This is a genomic window from Eleftheria terrae, assembly GCF_030419005.1.
Lineage (GTDB): Bacteria > Pseudomonadota > Gammaproteobacteria > Burkholderiales > Burkholderiaceae_C > Caldimonas > Caldimonas terrae.
Genome location: NZ_CP106951.1, coordinates 5,002,168 through 5,019,369, shown reverse-complemented (window position 1 = coordinate 5,019,369; position 17,202 = coordinate 5,002,168). Strand labels below are relative to the sequence as shown.

Below are 17,202 nucleotides of genomic sequence, written 5' to 3'. Positions count from 1 at the left end.
CCCACCGTGAGGACCCCCCTGATTCGCGCCGCCTGCATCGCCTCCAGCGCCCTGCTGGCCCTGTCGTTGGCGCACGCCGCCGAGAACAAGCCGGTCAAGAAGAAGAAGCGTGCCGCCGCCGCAGCAGCAGCGGTGGCCGCGCCGGCCGCGCTCGCCGCGGCCACGCCGGAACAGCTGCAGGCGGCTGAGAACGTGCTCTACGGCACCAGCGATTGCGAGTTCAAGCAGTCGGTCGACCTGGCGATGAACGCCACCACCCCCGGCTATGTCGACCTCAAGTTCGGCAAGAAGAACTATGTGATGAAGCCCGTGCTGTCGACCACCGGCGCCATGCGCCTGGAGGACGTGCGTGGCGAAGCCCTGTACCTGCAGATCGCCAACAAGTCGATGCTCATGAACGTCAAGACCGGCCAGCGCATGGTCGACGAATGCGTCCATGAAAAGCAGCGCGAGGCGGCCCAGGCCCTCAAGGCCGCGGCCACCCCGCAATAACCCCGTCCCGAGACACCCAAGAGGAACCATGTCCGCCGCAATCTCCAACGTCCGTCCCGATCCCGACAAAGTCCTGGTCGACATCGTCGACTATGTGATGAAGTACGAGGTCACGTCCCCGCTGGCCTACGACACCGCACGCAACTGCCTGATCGACACGCTCGGCTGCGGACTGGAGGCCCTGGAGTACCCGGCGTGCACCAAGCTCCTCGGCCCGGTGGTGCCCGGCACCGTGGTGCCCCATGGCGCCAAGGTGCCCGGCACGCAGTTCCAGCTCGACCCCATCCAGGCCGCCTTCAACATCGGCACGATGATCCGCTGGCTGGACTTCAACGACACCTGGCTGGCCGCCGAATGGGGCCACCCGTCGGACAACCTGGGCGGCATCCTGGCCACCGCCGACTGGCTCAGCCGCAACGCGGTGGCCGCCGGCAAGAAGCCGCTGCTGATGCGCGACGTGCTGACCGCGATGATCAAGGCGCACGAGATCCAGGGTTGCATCGCGCTCGAGAACTCCTTCAACAAGGTCGGCCTCGACCATGTGGTGCTCGTCAAGGTGGCGTCCACCGCGGTGGTGGCGCAAATGCTGGGCCTCAACCGCGAGGAGATCATCAACGCCGTGTCGCTGGCCTGGGTCGACGGCCAGGCGCTGCGCACCTATCGGCATGCGCCCAATACCGGCTCGCGCAAGAGCTGGGCGGCCGGCGACGCCACCAGCCGCGCGGTGCGTCTGGCCCTGATCGCCAAGACCGGCGAGATGGGCTACCCCAGCGTGCTCAGCGCCAAGGGCTGGGGCTTCTATGACGTGCTGTTCAAGGGCAACGAATTCAAGTTCCAGCGCCCGTACGGCAGCTACGTGATGGAGCACGTGCTGTTCAAGATCAGCTACCCGGCCGAGTTCCACAGCCAGACGGCAGTGGAAGCGGCGATGACGCTGCACCAGCAGCTGGCCCAGGCCGGCAAGACGGCGGACGACATCAAGAAGGTGACCATCCGCACGCACGAGGCCTGCATCCGCATCATCGACAAGAAGGGCCCGTTGAACAATCCGGCCGACCGCGATCACTGCGTGCAGTACATGGTGGCGGTGCCGCTGATCTACGGCCGCCTGACCGCCGCCGACTACGAGGACATCATTGCCGCCGACCCGCGCATCGACGCGCTGCGCGACAAGATCGTCTGCGTGGAAGACACGCAGTTCACCAAGGACTACCACGACCCCGAGAAGCGCTCGATCGCCAATGCGATGACCGTCGAGCTGAACGACGGCACCCGGCTGCCTGAAGTGGTGGTGGAGTACCCCATTGGCCACAAGCGCCGCCGTGCCGACGGCATTCCGCTGCTGGAAGCCAAGTTCCGCACCAACCTGGCCCGCCGCTTCCCGAAGAAGCAGCAGGACGCCATCCTGGCCGTCTCGCTGGAGCAGAAGACGCTGGAAGCGATGCCGGTGCACGAGTACGTGGACCTGTACGTGATCTGACCTCCCGCACTCCTTTCGCCCGGCCATCCGTGGCCGGGCGAGCACCGGGGACGCAGCAGCCCGGGGCAGCCCGCCCTGCGGCTCCTGCGTCCTCGGCGCCTGTGCCTCGCCCCCTGCGCTTGCCGCCGCCCGTGCAGTCTTCAACACCGCGCGCCTTGGCAAGTCTTATATAAGACATAAAATACGAAAGTCGCCGGCCCGCCAGGGGCCGGCCATCCCCGGAGCCCCACATGCTGCAAACCTACCGCGACCACGTCGCTGAACGCGCCGCGCTCGGCATTCCCCCGCTGCCGCTGTCTGCCCAGCAGACCGCCGAGCTGATCGAGCTGCTGAAGAACCCGCCGGCCGGCGAAGAACAGTTCCTGCTGGACCTGCTGACGCACCGCGTGCCGCCGGGCGTGGACGATGCAGCGAAGGTGAAGGCTTCCTTCCTGGCCGCGGTGGCGGACGGCAGCGTCAAGGTGGCGCTGATCTCGCGCGCCAAGGCGACCGAGCTGCTGGGCACCATGGTGGGTGGCTACAACGTCAAGCCGCTGATCGAGCTGCTGGACGACGCCGAAGTGGCCGCTGTCGCGGCCGAGGGCCTGAAGAAGACCCTGCTGATGTTCGACTACTTCCACGACGTGGCCGAGAAGGCCAAGGCCGGCAACGCCCAGGCGAAGGCGGTCATCCAGTCGTGGGCGGACGCCGAGTGGTTCACCTCGCGCCCGGAAGTGGCGCAGAAGATCACGGTCACCGTGTTCAAGGTCACCGGCGAGACCAACACCGACGACCTCTCGCCCGCGCCCGACGCCTGGAGCCGCCCGGACATCCCGCTGCACTACCTGGCGATGCTCAAGAACGCCCGCCCCGGCATCACGCCCGAGGAAGATGGCAAGCGCGGCCCGGTGCAGTTCATTGAAGAGCTGAAGAAAAAGGGCCACCTGGTGGCCTATGTCGGCGACGTGGTGGGCACCGGCTCCAGCCGCAAGTCGGCCACCAACAGCGTGATCTGGGCCACTGGCGAGGACATTCCCTTCGTGCCCAACAAGCGCTTCGGCGGCATCTGCCTGGGTGGCAAGATCGCACCGATCTTCTTCAACACGCAGGAAGACTCCGGCGCATTGCCGATCGAGGTCGACGTCTCCGGCATGGACATGGGCGACGTGGTCGACGTCTACCCCTATGCCGGCAAGATCGAGAAGAACGGCACCCAGATCGCCAGCTTCGCACTCAAGAGCGACGTGCTGCTGGACGAAGTGCGCGCCGGCGGCCGCATCAACCTCATCATCGGCCGCTCGCTGACCGCCAAGGCGCGCGAGTTCCTGGGCCTGGGCGCCTCCACCGCCTTCCGCCTGCCGACCTCGCCGAGCGCCTCGACCAAGGGCTACACGCTGGCGCAGAAGATGGTCGGCCGCGCCTGCGGCCTGCCCGAGGGCCAGGGCGTGCGCCCGGGCACCTACTGCGAGCCGCGCATGACCTCCGTCGGCAGCCAGGACACCACCGGCCCGATGACCCGCGACGAGCTGAAGGACCTGGCCTGCCTGGGCTTCAGCGCCGACCTGGTGATGCAGAGCTTCTGCCACACGGCCGCCTATCCGAAGCCGGTGGACGTGAAGATGCACCGCGAGCTGCCGGCCTTCATCAGCAACCGCGGCGGCATCGCGCTGCGCCCGGGCGACGGCGTGATCCACAGCTGGCTCAACCGCATGCTGCTGCCCGACACCGTGGGCACCGGCGGCGACAGCCACACCCGCTTCCCGATCGGCATCAGCTTCCCGGCCGGCTCGGGCCTGGTGGCCTTCGCCGCGGCCACCGGCGTGATGCCGCTGGACATGCCGGAATCGGTGCTGGTGCGTTTCAAGGGCAAGATGCAACCCGGCATCACCTTGCGCGACCTGGTGCACGCGATCCCGCTGTACGCCATCAAGCAGGGCCTGCTGACGGTGGCCAAGCAGGGCAAGAAGAACATCTTCTCGGGCCGCATCCTGGAGATCGAAGGCCTGCCGGACCTGAAGGTCGAGCAAGCCTTCGAGCTGAGTGACGCCTCGGCCGAGCGCAGCGCGGCCGGCTGCACCGTGCGCCTGAACAAGGAACCGATCATCGAGTACCTCAACAGCAACATCACGCTGCTGAAGTGGATGATCGCCAACGGCTACCAGGACAAGCGCAGCCTGGAACGCCGCATCAAGTCCATGGAGCAGTGGCTGGCCAAGCCGGAGCTGCTGCAGCCGGACGCGGACGCCGAGTACGCGGCCGTCATCGAGATCGACCTGGCCGACATCAACGAGCCCATCGTCTGCTGCCCGAACGATCCGGACGACGCCAAGACGCTGTCGGACGTGCAGGGCGCGACGATCGACGAGGTCTTCATCGGCTCCTGCATGACCAACATCGGCCACTTCCGTGCAGCCTCCAAGCTGCTGGAAGGCAAGCGCGACATCCCGGTGAAGCTGTGGGTGGCGCCGCCGACCAAGATGGACGCGGCCGAGTTGACCAAGGAAGGCCACTACGGCGTGCTGGGCGGCGCGGGCGCCCGCATGGAAATGCCGGGCTGCAGCCTCTGCATGGGCAACCAGGCGCAGGTACGCGAGGGCGCGACGGTGATGTCCACCAGCACCCGCAACTTCCCCAACCGCCTGGGCAAGAACACCAACGTCTACCTCGGCTCGGCCGAGCTGGCCGCGATCTGCTCGAAGCTGGGCCGCATCCCGACCGTTGCCGAGTACCACGCCGACATGGGCGTGATCAACAAGGACGGCGACAAGGTGTACCGCTACATGAACTTTGACCAGATCGAGGAGTTCAGCGACGTGGCCAAGGCGGTGGCGGTCTGAACGTTCCCCTGCGGCATCGCTGCGAGAAAGGCCCGCTTCGGCGGGCCTTTTCCTTTCTCGGACCGGGCAAGGCCGGCGGCAGCCGTCGCCGGCGGTCCGCCTCAGCCGCCTTGAGGCATGGCCGCGCCCTGGCCCGGCACGGGCACCAGCCCCCGCAATAGCGGCCCGTGCTCAGCCCTGCGGCAGCCGCTCGCGGAACTCCAGGGCGTTTTCCATCGCGGCGCCGGAAGCGGTGTTGTCGAAGATGCACCAGGTGTCCGCCCCTGCCGGTCCTGGCGCCAGCGCGTCGGCCCATTGCTGCAGCACCTCGGGGCTGTAGCGCGAGTAGTAGAGGCGCGGCGAGCCATGCCAGCGGTAGTAGAGAGTGGCGCGCCGGCTGCTGCGCGCCGAGCCCATCCAGCCACCGGGCCGGGCGGCCGCCGCTGGCCGTGCCGGGTCGGCCGCGACGCGGCCCACGCGGGCGGACTTGAGCACTCGCTCCGCGACCGGCTCGAACCAGCTCGCATGCCGCGGTTCGCACACCACTGGCCCTTCATGGCGCTCCCGCAGCAGGTCGAAGAAGTTGCCGGCGACGGCGGCATCGAAGGCAAGCGACGGCGGCAGCTGCACCAGCAACACGCCCAGCTTGCGGCCCAGGCCCGCCACTTCGGCCAGGAAGCGCTCCAGCGGCTCGTCGGCCGCCTGCAGCCGCCCCTCGTGGGTGATGCTGCGCGGCAGCTTGACCGAGAAGCGGAAGTGCTCCGGCACCTGGCCCGCCCAGCGTTCATAGGTGGCCGCGCGGTGCGGGCGATAGAACGAGGTGTTGATCTCCGCGCACCCCAGCACGCGGGCATAACGGTCGAGGTGCTGGCCCTCGCCGGGAAAGGCGGAGCCCATGGCCCGGGGGATGCTCCAGCCGGCGGTACCGATGAAGATCATGCCCGGGAGCATACCAAGCCCCTGGCCACCGTCGCTCCCGCGGCGTCGCAGGCTCCCTGCCGGCGGGCGGCCGGTGCCCTTCACGGCCCCGCCGCGCGGGCCGGTGCGCGTTGCGCATCATTTTTCGCTGGCGGCCAACCCCGCGGAGGCCCCGGGCGCGTTTCACCGCCTGTCCTTACTTTGCTCCCCGGAGTCTTCCATGCGCCGCCCTCCCCGCCTGCCGTTCGTCCTGCTCCTGACCCTGGCCACGCTCACCGCCTGCGGCAGGAGCGGCCCTGCCGAGCCTGCCATCAGCGAGCAGGCAGCCCCTGCGTACGGCATGGCACCCGCGGCAGCAGCCGCACCGGTGCAGGCGGCCGAGGGCGGCGCCGGCTCCGCGCCGGCAGACAACGCCTCGCCGCAGCGCCGCTACCTCGCACTGCGCCATGACCTGACGCTGTTCACCGACGCCGACGGCGTCGAGGCGGCCTGGAAGGCCGCCGGGCAGGCGTGCGCCGCAGCCGGCTGCGAGGTGCTGGCGTCCTCCCTGGTCAACAACGCCGACCAGCATCCCACCGGCGCCTCGCTCGAAGCGCGTGTCCCGCCGCAGCAGCTCGACGCCTTCCTGGCCAAGGTGACGGCGCTGGGCAGCGTCGGCCAGCACACCACCCAGGCCGAGGACAAGACCGACGAAGTGATCGACACGGAAGCCCGCCTGAAGAACATGAGCGAGTTCCGCGACAACCTGCGCCGCCTGATGGCCACGCCCAAGGCCAAGCTGGGCGAGCTCATCGAGGTGGAGCGCGAGCTGACCCGCGTGCAGAGCGAGATCGACAGCCTGGCCTCCCGCCGCAAGGCCCTGGCCAGCCTGACGGACAAGGTGCATGTGGTGCTCAGCTTCCAGGCCCGGCCCTCGGTGATCGAGACCGGCATGTGGTCGCCGGTGCGCGGCGCGGTGCTCAACACCGGCCATGTGCTGGCAGCGAGCCTGGCCGCGCTGATCGAGCTGACCGCTGCCCTGCTGCCCTGGACGCTGGCCCTGTTGGTGCTCGGCAGCGTGGTGCGTGCGATCTGGCGCCGGCGCAGCAAGCGCCGCGCCACCACCCCCTGAGGCGTCAATCGGGGCGGCTGGGGCGGCGTGCAGGGGCGGCGAAGTCCCTGCACGCTTCTTGCGACGCAAGCTCAAACTGCGACAATCCCCACGATCTTTCCCCACCTTGAACCGCACCTCGGAGTGACCCCCATGGCCAAAGCCGCCCAAGAGAAGACCCCGAAGAAAGCCGCCCAGGCGCCCGTGCATGCCTTCGCCCAGACCTACAAGACCTTCCAGACCGCTTCCGGCAAGCAAGGCAGCTTCTTCTCGCTGCCCGAGCTGGCCAGGCAGTTCCCGAATGTCGAGAAGCTGCCGGTGTCGATCCGCCTCGTGCTCGAAAGCGTGCTGCGCAACTGTGACGGCAAGAAGGTGACTCCCGAGCACGTGCAGCAGCTGGCCAACTGGCAACCGAATGCTCAGCGCACCGACGAGATCCCGTTCGTGGTTGCCCGGGTGGTGCTCCAGGACTTCACCGGCGTGCCACTGCTCGCCGACCTGGCGGCCATGCGCTCGGTGGCCGCCGAGATGGGCAAGAACCCGAAGACCATCGAGCCGCTGGTGCCGGTGGACCTGGTGGTCGACCACTCGGTGATGATCGATCACTACGGCAGCAAGAAGGCGCTGGACCTGAACATGCGGCTGGAATTCCAGCGCAACCAGGAACGCTACGAGTTCATGAAGTGGGGCATGCAGGCCTTCGACACCTTCGGCGTGGTGCCCCCGGGCTTCGGCATCGTGCACCAGGTGAACCTCGAATACCTGGCGCGCGGCGTCCACAAGCGCGCCGACGGCGTCTACTACCCCGACACCCTGGTCGGCACCGACAGCCACACCACGATGATCAACGGCATTGGCGTGGTCGGCTGGGGCGTGGGCGGCATCGAGGCGGAAGCCGGCATGCTGGGCCAGCCGGTCTACTTCCTGACGCCCGATGTGGTGGGCTTCGAGCTGAGCGGCCAGCTGCGCGAAGGCGTCACCGCCACCGACCTGGTGCTCACCGTCACCGAGATCCTGCGCAAGGAAAAGGTGGTGGGCAAGTTCGTCGAGTTCTTTGGCGAAGGAACCGCCTCGCTGGCCGTGCCCGACCGCTCCACCATTGCCAACATGGCACCCGAGTACGGCGCCACCATGGGCTTCTTCCCGGTGGACGAGAAGACCATCGAGTACTTCAGGGGCACCGGCCGCACCAAGCAGGAAATCGAGGCCTTCGAAGCCTATTTCCGCGCCCAGGGCCTGTTCGGCGTGCCGACAGCGGGGCAGATCAACTTCACCAAGGTCGTGAAGCTCGACCTCGGCACGGTGGCACCCAGCCTGGCCGGCCCCAAGCGGCCGCAGGACCGCATCGAGATCGGCAACCTGAAGTCCACCTTCACCGACCTGTTCAGCAAGCCGGTGGCCGAGAACGGCTTCAACCAGCCGGCGGACAAGCTCGAGCAGACCTTCACCGCCGGCAAAGGCCTGGACATCCGCAACGGCGACGTGTTGATCGCCGCCATCACGTCCTGCACCAACACCTCCAACCCGGGCGTGCTGCTCGCGGCAGGCCTGCTGGCCAAGAAGGCGGTGGAGGCGGGGCTGAAGGTCAAGCCGCACATCAAGACGTCGCTGGCCCCCGGCTCGCGCATCGTCACCGAGTACCTGGAGAAGGCAGGCCTGCTGCCCTACCTCGAGAAGCTGGGTTTCTCGGTGGCGGCCTACGGCTGCACCACCTGCATCGGCAACGCCGGTGACCTGGCGCCGGAGCTGAACGAGGTGATCTGGCGCAACGACCTGATCTGCGCCGCGGTGCTGTCGGGCAACCGCAACTTCGAGGCGCGCATCCACCCCAACATCAAGGCCAACTTCCTGGCCTCGCCACCGTTGGTGGTGGCCTATGCCATCGCCGGCAATGTGCGCCGCGACCTGATGACCGAGCCGGTCGGCAAGGGCAAGGGCGGCCGCGACATCTACCTGGGCGACATCTGGCCGACCAGTGCCGAGATCTACCAGTTGATGAAGTACGCGATGGACGCCAAGGCCTTCAAGGAGAACTACGCCCGCGTCAGCAGCCAGCCGGGCAAGCTGTGGTCGCAGATCGAGGGGGTGGAAGGCCAGGTCTACAACTGGCCCAAGTCCACCTACATCGCCGAGCCGCCCTTCTTCCAGGGCTTCGGCATGGAGCCGCAGGCGGCTGAGGCAGGCGTCAAGGGCGCCCGGGCGATGGCGCTGTTCGGCGACTCCATCACCACCGACCACATCTCGCCGGCCGGCTCCATCAAGGAAGACTCCCCGGCCGGCCGCTGGCTGAAGGAAAACGGCGTGATCAAGGCCGACTTCAACAGCTACGGCTCGCGGCGCGGCAACCACGAGGTGATGATGCGCGGCACCTTCGCCAACGTGCGCATCAAGAACCTGATGATCCCGCCGCGCGAGGACGGCTCGCGGGAGGAAGGCGGCTTGACGCTGTTCCAGCCCGGCGGCGAGAAGATGTTCATCTACGACGCCGCGATGAAGTACATCGAGCAGGGCACGCCCACCATCATCTTCGGCGGCGAGGAGTACGGCACCGGCTCCTCGCGCGACTGGGCGGCCAAGGGCACCCAGCTGCTGGGCATCAAGGCGGTGGTGGCGCGCAGCTTCGAGCGCATCCACCGCTCCAACCTGGTCGGCATGGGCGTGCTGCCGCTGCAGTTCGTCGGCGAGGATTCCTGGGAGTCGCTCGGCATCAAGGGCGACGAGGAGTTCGACGTGCTGGTGGGCGAGGACATCAAGCCCCAGCAGGACGCGACCCTGATCATCCGCCGGGCCGATGGCAGCGAGCAGCAGGTGACGCTGAAGCTGCGCATTGACACGCCGATCGAGGTCGACTACTACAAGCACGGCGGCATCCTGCCCTTCGTGCTGCGCCAGCTGCTGGCGGCCTGAGCGGCTGCCCTTCGGACGGCCAGGAGCCGCGGCGCCCCGCCAGGGGGCCGCGGCTTTTTTCATGCCACGTGGCGGTGGGCCGCTCAGCCGTGCTTCAGCGCCTGGTAGGCATCGGCGTCGAAGCCGACCAGCACGGTCTCGCCGGCCTCGACCACCGGCCGCTTGATGACGCTGGCCTGGGCCAGCATCAGGGCGCGGGCACTGGCCGCGTCGGTCACGCCCGCCTGGGTGGCCGGATCGAGCTTGCGCCAGGTGGTGCCCTGGCGGTTCACCAGAGCCTGCCAGCCCTTGGCGGCCAGCCAGCGGTCCAGGCCGGCTTCGGGCACGCCCTGCTTCTTGTAGTCGTGGAAGGTGTAGGCCACGCCCTGCTCATCGAGCCAGCGGCGCGCTTTCTTGACGGTGTCGCAATTGGGAATGCCGTAGAGGGTGATCATCATCATCGACGCCTGATGGTCAGCGAGCCGTAGCGATCGTCGCCATCACAGATGGGATCGATGTTGTAGCCGGTGGCGGTGACCTTGTTGGAACTGCGGTCCAGGCTGACCTGGAACCACTGGCAGAACACGGCATCGTAGCGGTAAGACCAGATCAGCTCATTGCGCCGCGGGATGCTCATCACGTGCGACGGCCGCCCGAGCCGGTAGAGCACCTCCTGGCGGTCGATGCCAAGGGGCAGCGCATTGAAGTTTTTCTCCTCCAGCACCTGCTGCCAGCCACTGACCTTGCCTTGCGTGTCGAGGTCGACCATGTAGGTGTGCTTGCCGAAGGGGCCGCGCGCGAACTCGAGCCGCCGCGTGCCTTGTGGCCCGGTGTGCTCGCCGGTGGGCGGGCCCATGCGGGCAACCACCTCGGCGGCCGGGGTGCCGGGCTGCAGGTCGCCCGGGCTGTAGCCGGTGGCGCAGCCGGCCAGGCACAGGGCCGCCACGGCCACCGGCAGTGCGGCGCGTGAAACGGGGAAAGAAGACATCGGCATGGTGGGCTCCTTGCTGTCGCGCCTTGCATCGTGCGGGCCAGGCGTTCTCTGATGGGAGTCTGCCAGGAGGTCCACGGTTCTGTGCGCCGGGCCAACCGAGCCCCCCGGACCATCGGGGCGCCACCGCCTCATGGCTCGTGCAAGCCGGGCGCGAAGCAACATTGCGAAAGACACGATGCAAAGAAAAAACCCGCAAGTCCTGCTTCCAGAACTTGCGGGCTTTGTCTTGGTGGGCCCTGAGTGACTCGAACACTCGACCTACGGATTAAGAGTCCGCTGCTCTACCAACTGAGCTAAGAGCCCGAAACTTTTTTCTCGCCGACAGTCTTCGATCTGTCTACCAAAATTTGCGAGGACCGAAGTGTCTCACAAATTACGCTGTTGTGTGCAGCTTTTTTTGGTGGGTTGTGCAGGATTCGAACCTGCGACCAACGGATTAAAAGTCCGCTGCTCTACCAACTGAGCTAACAACCCGCGAAGCCTTAGATTATAGGCAGTCTTCTAAGATGTGCGCAAGTAGGTCAGCGCGGCTTGCACTCCCCTGCGGTGAGCTGGCGCAACACCTCGCCGGCCGCCACCAGGCCGAAGGTGGCCGTCACGCTGACCACCGATCCATAGCCATGGCAATTGAGGCTGCCGTCGACGTCGCAGCTCTCGGGCGGACGGGTCACCGGCTCGCGGGAGAAGACGCAACTGATGCCGATGCGTCCCTTCCTCGGCGCGCCATGCTCGCGCCGCAGGCGCTGCCGCAGCGACGCCAGCAGCGGATCATGCGTGGTCTCCGACAGATCGGCCAGCTCGACGGCCTGAGCCCGCTGCTTGCCACCCGCCGCCCCCACCGTCACCAACGATGTGCGAGTCGCCAGCGACCAGGCAGCCAGCGCGTTCTTGGCGCGCACCTGGTCGCAGCAATCGATCACCGCATCGACGGGACCTTGCAGCAATTGCGGCCAGTTGTCGGGCTCGACGAACTCCTCCACGCCGAGCACCCGACAGCCGGGGTGGATCAGCTCGATGCGCTCGCGCAGGGCTTGCACCTTGGACTGGCCGAGGGTGGTCTCCAGGGCATGCACCTGCCGGTTGACGTTGCTCAGTGCCACATGATCGAGGTCGAACAGCTGCAGCTCGGCGACGCCGCTGCGCGCCAGGGCCTCGGCCGCCCAGGAGCCGACGCCTCCCAGCCCGACCACCGCCACGCGCGCCGCGCGCAGCCGCTGGTAGCCTTCCGAGCCATAGAGGCGGCGCAGGCCACCGAAGCGGCGCTCGCCATCGTCGCCGTCGTCATTGCCCGTGCGGATGCCGATGTCGTCGAGCGCAAGATCGTTCATGGGGAGTACTGCCTTTGCCGTCTGCTGCATGATGCCGCAGCGCAGCCGACCGCCCAAATGAAAACAGCCCAGGAAACCTGGGCTGCTCGGCATGAGCGGGCGGCGCCTGCATGGGGCCGATTGTAGAAGTCCCGGCCAGGGCCGGCGGTGGCTCAGCGCAGGGCCGCCAGCCGCTCCTTGGCTTCAGCGGCCGCTTCGCTTTGCGGATGGGCCTTGATCAGCTCGTCCAGGGTGCGACGCGCGGCCGCACGGTCCTTGAGCTCGATCTGGCACATCGCGATCGACAGCAGCGCTTCGGGCGCCCGCATGTGCTGCGGCGAGGTCGTGACCAAGCCGCGGAATGCCGCCATCGCGTCGCGATAGTCGCGCTTGCCATAGTGCGCGTTGCCCATCCAGTACAGCACCGACTCGTTGTAGCCGCTGCCCGGGTAGCGCTTCTGGAAGCCGGCAAAGGCGGTCGCAGCGGCCGGGAAGTCGCCCTTGCGGAACAACTCCAGGGCCGCTTCGTAGTCGCGCTTCTCATCGGGACGGACCTGGAACTCCTTGCCGTCCACCGTCACCTTCTGCGGCTCGAACTGGCGCATGCGGTCGTCCAGGCCCTGCTTCAGGTCGGTCTGGCCGCGCTGTACCTCCGACAGCTGGCGTGCCAGCTGCTCGTTCTCGCCGCGCAGGCGAGCGGTTTCCGCCCGCATCTGCTCCAGCTGGTTGTTCAGGTCCAGCAGGCTGCGGCGCAGCTGGTCGATCTGCTCGGTGGTGCGCGCCTGCTCGGCACGACGCTGCTCGTGGCCCTGCTCGACCTTCTGGCGCAGGTCAAGGATGGCGCGGCGCGCCTCGTCGTCGCTGAACAGTGCATGGGCCGAAAGCGGCGCCATGCAGGACCAGGCCAGCAGCGCGGCCTGCACCGCGCTGCGCGGTCCGCGATGGATGCGGAGCTTCATGGTCGCCGGCTCAGCGCAGGTTCAGTTCGGCGCGGCGGTTCTTGGCCCACGCCTCTTCGTCGCCGCCCTGGGCAGCCGGACGCTCTTCACCGTAGCTGACCGCTTCCATCTGGGCTTCCTTGACGCCCAGCAGTTCCAGCGACTTGCGCACCGCCTCGGCGCGCTTCTGGCCCAGGGCCAGGTTGTATTCGCGGCCACCGCGCTCGTCGGCATGGCCTTCGATCGTGACGCGACGCTGGCCGCCGTTGAGCAGCTTGGCATAGGAGGCCATCGTCTGGCCGTACTCGTCCTTCACCACATAGCTGTCGAAGTCGAAGTACACCACCCGGTCGAGCTTGCTGGCCGCGTCACCTTGCTGGCCTTGCTGGGCCGACAGGTCGACGTTCTTCACGGCGGACTCGGCGGCACCGCTGCCCGTACCAACGGCCTTGGGCTCGCGGCTTTCCACCGGCGTCTCATCCAGTTTCACGCTGGATCCGCAGCCCGCCAGGACCGCGGCCAGGCATGCGGTTGCCAGCGCAGAGGACACAGTGCGAAGTTTCATGGAAATGCTCCTATCAAGAACGAAACGCGTGATTCACGACACGCCGGGGTGAATGGCCTGCCCTCAAAAAACGGGCAGGCCGGAAACGGCTGCCGACCGGCGCGGTCGGCAAGGTGCGACATTGTGAAGCATCGGCAGGCCAGGTGCAGCGGCCGCGATCAACGTGAGAACGGGCCCCAGACCGGCTCCCGCACGTCCCCCCGGTTGGACAGCAGGGTCGCTTTGATCTTGCCATCAAGCGTGGTGGTCATCAACACGTCCCGGCCCTGGGCCCGGGTGGCATAAAGAATCAGCCGGCTGTTCGGCGCGAAGCTCGGGCTCTCGTCGTCACGGGTGTCGGAAATGGTGGTCACCGTGCCGGAGGCCAGCTCCATCAGCTGCACCCGGAAGGCACCGCCGCCGTTGCGCGTGATGAAAGTGAGCCAACGGCCATCGGGGCTGACGGCCGGGCTGACGTTGTAGCTGCCGTTGAAGGTGATGCGCTCGGCCGAACCACCGCCCGCCGGCATGCGGTAGATCTGCGGCGAGCCGCCGCGGTCGCTGACGAAGTAGATGGACTTGCCGTCGGCGCTGAAGACCGGCTCGGTGTCGATGCCGGGGCTGTTGGTCAGCCGCTTCAGGCCTTCGCCGCTGCGGCTCAGGCCATACAGCTGCGACAGGCCGTCGCGGGTCAGCACCACCACCATCTGGCTGCCGTCCGGCGACCAGGCCGGCGCGCTGTTGGAGCCCTTGAAGGCGGCGATGGGGCGGCGCTTGCCGGTGGCGATCTCCTGCGAGTAGACCACCGGCTTGCGGGTCTCGAAGGACACATAGGCCAGCTCCGCGCCACCTGGCGACCAGGCCGGCGAGATGATGGGCTCGGCGCTGGCGAGGGCCACCTGCGCCGCCTCGCCGTCGGAGTCGGCCACCCAGAGGGTATGGCGCTGTGCAGCCTTGGTCACATAGGCGATGCGGGTGGCGAAGACGCCCTTCTCGCCGGTGATCTTTTCATAGATGTAGTCGGCGATGCGGTGCGCCACCAGGCGCATGTCGGCCTCCACCACTGCATAGGCCTGGCCGCCCAGGTCCTGCCCGCGCACCGTGTCCCACAGGCGGAAGCGCACGTCGACCCGGCCGTCGGCCAGCTTGGAGACGCTGCCCACCGCCAGGGCGTCGGCACCGCGGCCGCGCCATTCGGCCGGCGTGGGGCGGGCCGACTCGTCGAGCGCGGCGCCGCCGGCATCGACACTGCGGAACTGGCCACTGCGCTCCAGGTCGGCGCGCACGATGGCCGAGACCTGCTGGGTCCAGCCGGCCTCGCCCCGGAAGGGCGCGATGGCGATGGGGAACTGCGTGGCCCCCACGCCGGTGATGTCGACGCGGAACTGCGCCATCGCGCCGCCGGCGGCAAGTGCGGCCGGGACGGACAGAAAGCTACGGCGGGAGAACATGCTCATGGCGGTCTTTCTTGCATCCTTTCTGGTGGTCGATGTGCCGCGGCCCGAGGCCGGGCGGCACCGCAAAGTCGTGATCATCCGGCCTGCCGCCGCGGCGCGCGGCGTAACCGTGGTAACAAGGCCACGGCCGTCGGCGCACAGCAAGGGCATGGCCCTGTAGTGCAGGGATTCGGCCGTCAAGTTCCGCGCGCGCTCACAGCAGCACGATGTCGTACTGCTCCGGTGAGACGGTGGCTTCGGTCTGCAGCGAGATGGGCTTGCCGATGAAGTCGGACAGCGCAGCCAAGTGGGCGCTCTCTTCGTCGAGCAGCATCTCGACCACCGCCGGCGACGCCACCACCCGGAATTCCTTCGGGTTGAACTGCCGCGCCTCGCGCAGGATCTCGCGCAGGATCTCGTAGCAAACACTGCGCGCGGTCTTTACCGAGCCCTTGCCGCTGCAGGTGGGGCAAGGCTCGCACAGCATGTGGGCCAGCGACTCGCGGGTGCGCTTGCGCGTCATCTCCACCAGGCCCAGCTGGGTGAAGCCGCTCACCGTCATCTTGACCCGGTCGCGCTGCAGCTGCTTGCGCAGCTCGGCCAGCACCGCGTCCTTGTGCTCCTCGCGCACCATGTCGATGAAGTCGAGGATGATGATGCCGCCCAGGTTGCGCAGCCGCAGCTGGCGGGCGATGGCCTGGGCTGCTTCCAGGTTGGTCTTGAAGATGGTGTCGTCGAAGTTGCGGGCACCGACATAGCCGCCGGTGTTGACGTCGATGGTGGTCAGCGCCTCGGTCTGGTCGACGATCAGGTAGCCGCCCGACTTCAGGTCGACCCGCCGCGCCAGCGCCTTCTCGACTTCCTGGTCGATGTTGAAGAGGTCGAAGATCGGCCGCTCGCCACGGTAGTGCTGCAGCTTGTGCACCGAGCCCGGGGTGTACTCGCGGCCGAAGCGGGCCAGCGCCTCGAACTGCACGCGGGAGTCGATGCGGATGGCCTGGGTCTCGTCGCTGGCCAGGTCGCGCAGCACCCGCTGCGCCAGGTTCAGGTCCTGGTGCAGCAGGGAGCCGGGCGGGGTCTTGAAGCTGGCCTGGCGGATGCTCGCCCACATCTTGCGCAGGTAGGCAATATCGGCGGCCAGTTCCTCGTCGGTGGCGTCCTCGGCATTGGTGCGCAGGATGAAGCCGCCGCCCTCCTCGCCCACCAGCCGGCCCATGCGGCTGCGCAGTTGCTCGCGCAGCTCGGGCGAGCCGATCTTCTGCGAGATGCCGATGTGGTCGTCCTGCGGCAGGAAGACCAGCAGCCGGCCGGCAATGCTGATCTGGGTGGCGAGCCGGGCCCCCTTGGTGCCGATGGGGTCCTTGATGACCTGCACGGTGAGGCTTTGGCCCTCGAACACGAGCTTCTCGATGGGGGTGGGCGGGGCGCCGCCATGGCCGCCCTCGGCGAAGGCGCCGCGCTGCCAGACGTCAGCCACATGCAGGAAGGCGGCCCGCTCCAGGCCGATGTCGATGAAGGCGGACTGCATGCCGGGCAGCACGCGGGCCACCTTGCCGACATAGATGTTGCCCACCAGGCCACGCTCCAGCGTACGCTCGACGTGCAGCTCCTGCACCGCGCCGTTCTCGACGATGGCCACCCGCGTTTCCTGCGGGGACCAGTTGATGAGGATGTCTTGCATGTGCCGTGGCGGGGAGTCAGTACCGGACACCGAAGCGTTGCAGAAGCCGGGCCGTCTCGTACAGGGGCAAACCCATGATACCGGAGTAACTTCCGGTGATGCGCTCGATCCAGGCTGCGGCCTGGCTCTGGATGGCGTAGGCGCCGGCCTTGCCCATCGGCACGCCGCTGGCCACATAAGCGGCCAGCTCGGCCTCGCCGAGCGGTGCGAAACGCACCCGCGAGACGTTCACCTCGCACTCGGTACGCCGGGCGGTGCCCAGCGCCACTGCGGTGATGGCCCGGTGCTCGCGGCCCGACAGCGAGCGCAGCATCTCGGTGGCGTCGTCGGCGTCCCGCGGCTTGCCGAGGATGCGCCGGCCCAGCGCCACGGTGGTATCGGAGCAGAGGATGGGCGCCGCCGGCAGGCCGCGGCGCTTCAGGCGCTGGCGCGCGGCGCCAAGCTTGGCCAGCGTGACGCGCTCGACATAGGCGGCCGGCGCCTCGCCGGCCCGCTCGGCCTCCAGCGCCTCGGCATCTTCGTCTGCATCGGGCAGCAGCAGTTCGTAGCGCACGCCCAGCTGCTCCAGCAACTGGCGGCGGCGCGGGCTCTGCGAGGCAAGGTAGAGGAAATCGTGGGCAGGAGCTTTGTTGTTGGGCATC

General features: G+C 67.9%; 15 protein-coding genes and 2 tRNA genes. 6 read left to right on the top strand and 11 right to left on the bottom strand.

The window, feature by feature from the left end:
* The first annotated feature begins 6 nt into the window (after positions 1-6).
* The 3 genes from N7L95_RS22525 (at position 7) to acnB (ending at position 4,788) form a co-directional block, all read left to right on the top strand.
* On the top strand, positions 7-492 hold the full coding sequence (locus N7L95_RS22525; protein WP_301257486.1) for a hypothetical protein: 486 nt from the start codon (positions 7-9) through the stop codon (positions 490-492).
* Positions 493-520: 28 nt separating this feature from the next.
* Positions 521-1,972 (top strand): bifunctional 2-methylcitrate dehydratase/aconitate hydratase, encoded by a 1,452-nt coding sequence (locus N7L95_RS22520; protein ID WP_301257485.1) that lies wholly within the window; start codon positions 521-523, stop codon positions 1,970-1,972.
* A 230-nt stretch (positions 1,973-2,202) separates the two neighbouring features.
* A complete protein-coding gene (acnB, locus tag N7L95_RS22515; protein WP_301257484.1) occupies positions 2,203-4,788 on the top strand; it encodes a bifunctional aconitate hydratase 2/2-methylisocitrate dehydratase in 2,586 nt (861 codons plus the stop codon).
* Between the two features lie 171 nt (positions 4,789-4,959).
* Here the strand turns inward: acnB and N7L95_RS22510 are convergent, their stop codons facing one another.
* Entirely contained in the window at positions 4,960-5,706 is a 747-nt protein-coding gene (locus N7L95_RS22510; protein WP_301257483.1) for a DUF72 domain-containing protein, read from the bottom strand.
* A 199-nt stretch (positions 5,707-5,905) separates the two neighbouring features.
* On the opposite strand from N7L95_RS22510, the gene N7L95_RS22505 reads away from it, so the two are divergent.
* Positions 5,906-6,796, top strand: a complete 891-nt coding sequence (locus N7L95_RS22505) for a DUF4349 domain-containing protein (protein ID WP_301257482.1) — start codon at positions 5,906-5,908, stop codon at positions 6,794-6,796.
* Between the two features lie 132 nt (positions 6,797-6,928).
* A complete protein-coding gene (gene acnA, locus N7L95_RS22500; protein WP_301257481.1) occupies positions 6,929-9,682 on the top strand; it encodes an aconitate hydratase AcnA in 2,754 nt (917 codons plus the stop codon).
* 83 nt (positions 9,683-9,765) lie between these two features.
* Here the strand turns inward: acnA and N7L95_RS22495 are convergent, their stop codons facing one another.
* The 8 genes from N7L95_RS22495 to tolB form a co-directional block, all read right to left on the bottom strand.
* A complete protein-coding gene (locus N7L95_RS22495; RefSeq protein ID WP_301260212.1) occupies positions 9,766-10,116 on the bottom strand; it encodes an ArsC family reductase in 351 nt (116 codons plus the stop codon).
* A 2-nt stretch (positions 10,117-10,118) separates the two neighbouring features.
* Positions 10,119-10,655 carry a hypothetical protein gene (locus N7L95_RS22490; RefSeq protein WP_301257480.1) on the bottom strand — a complete coding sequence of 179 codons (537 nt, stop codon included), beginning with the start codon at positions 10,653-10,655 and terminating at the stop codon, positions 10,119-10,121.
* A 227-nt stretch (positions 10,656-10,882) separates the two neighbouring features.
* Positions 10,883-10,958, bottom strand: a tRNA-Lys gene (locus N7L95_RS22485).
* Positions 10,959-11,053: 95 nt separating this feature from the next.
* Positions 11,054-11,129 (bottom strand) — tRNA-Lys (locus N7L95_RS22480).
* Positions 11,130-11,176: 47 nt separating this feature from the next.
* Positions 11,177-11,983 carry a tRNA threonylcarbamoyladenosine dehydratase gene (locus N7L95_RS22475; protein WP_301257479.1) on the bottom strand — a complete coding sequence of 269 codons (807 nt, stop codon included), beginning with the start codon at positions 11,981-11,983 and terminating at the stop codon, positions 11,177-11,179.
* 152 nt (positions 11,984-12,135) lie between these two features.
* Positions 12,136-12,921 (bottom strand): tol-pal system protein YbgF, encoded by a 786-nt coding sequence (gene ybgF, locus N7L95_RS22470; RefSeq protein WP_301257478.1) that lies wholly within the window; start codon positions 12,919-12,921, stop codon positions 12,136-12,138.
* A gap of 10 nt (positions 12,922-12,931) precedes the next feature.
* A complete protein-coding gene (gene pal / locus N7L95_RS22465; protein WP_301257477.1) occupies positions 12,932-13,465 on the bottom strand; it encodes a peptidoglycan-associated lipoprotein Pal in 534 nt (177 codons plus the stop codon).
* Between the two features lie 158 nt (positions 13,466-13,623).
* A complete protein-coding gene (tolB, locus tag N7L95_RS22460) occupies positions 13,624-14,901 on the bottom strand; it encodes a Tol-Pal system beta propeller repeat protein TolB (RefSeq protein WP_301257476.1) in 1,278 nt (425 codons plus the stop codon).
* Between tolB and N7L95_RS22455 the strand changes: the two genes are divergently transcribed.
* A complete protein-coding gene (locus N7L95_RS22455) occupies positions 14,900-15,061 on the top strand; it encodes a hypothetical protein (protein WP_301257475.1) in 162 nt (53 codons plus the stop codon). The genes tolB and N7L95_RS22455 overlap by 2 nt on opposite strands.
* 33 nt (positions 15,062-15,094) lie before the next feature.
* Here the strand turns inward: N7L95_RS22455 and rng are convergent, their stop codons facing one another.
* Both rng and N7L95_RS22445 read right to left on the bottom strand, forming a co-directional pair.
* Complete coding sequence (gene rng / locus N7L95_RS22450) at positions 15,095-16,561, bottom strand: ribonuclease G (RefSeq protein WP_301257474.1); 1,467 nt, start codon at positions 16,559-16,561, stop codon at positions 15,095-15,097.
* Positions 16,562-16,577: 16 nt separating this feature from the next.
* Positions 16,578-17,201, bottom strand: a complete 624-nt coding sequence (locus N7L95_RS22445; protein WP_301257473.1) for a Maf family protein — start codon at positions 17,199-17,201, stop codon at positions 16,578-16,580.
* Position 17,202 lies beyond the last annotated feature (1 nt).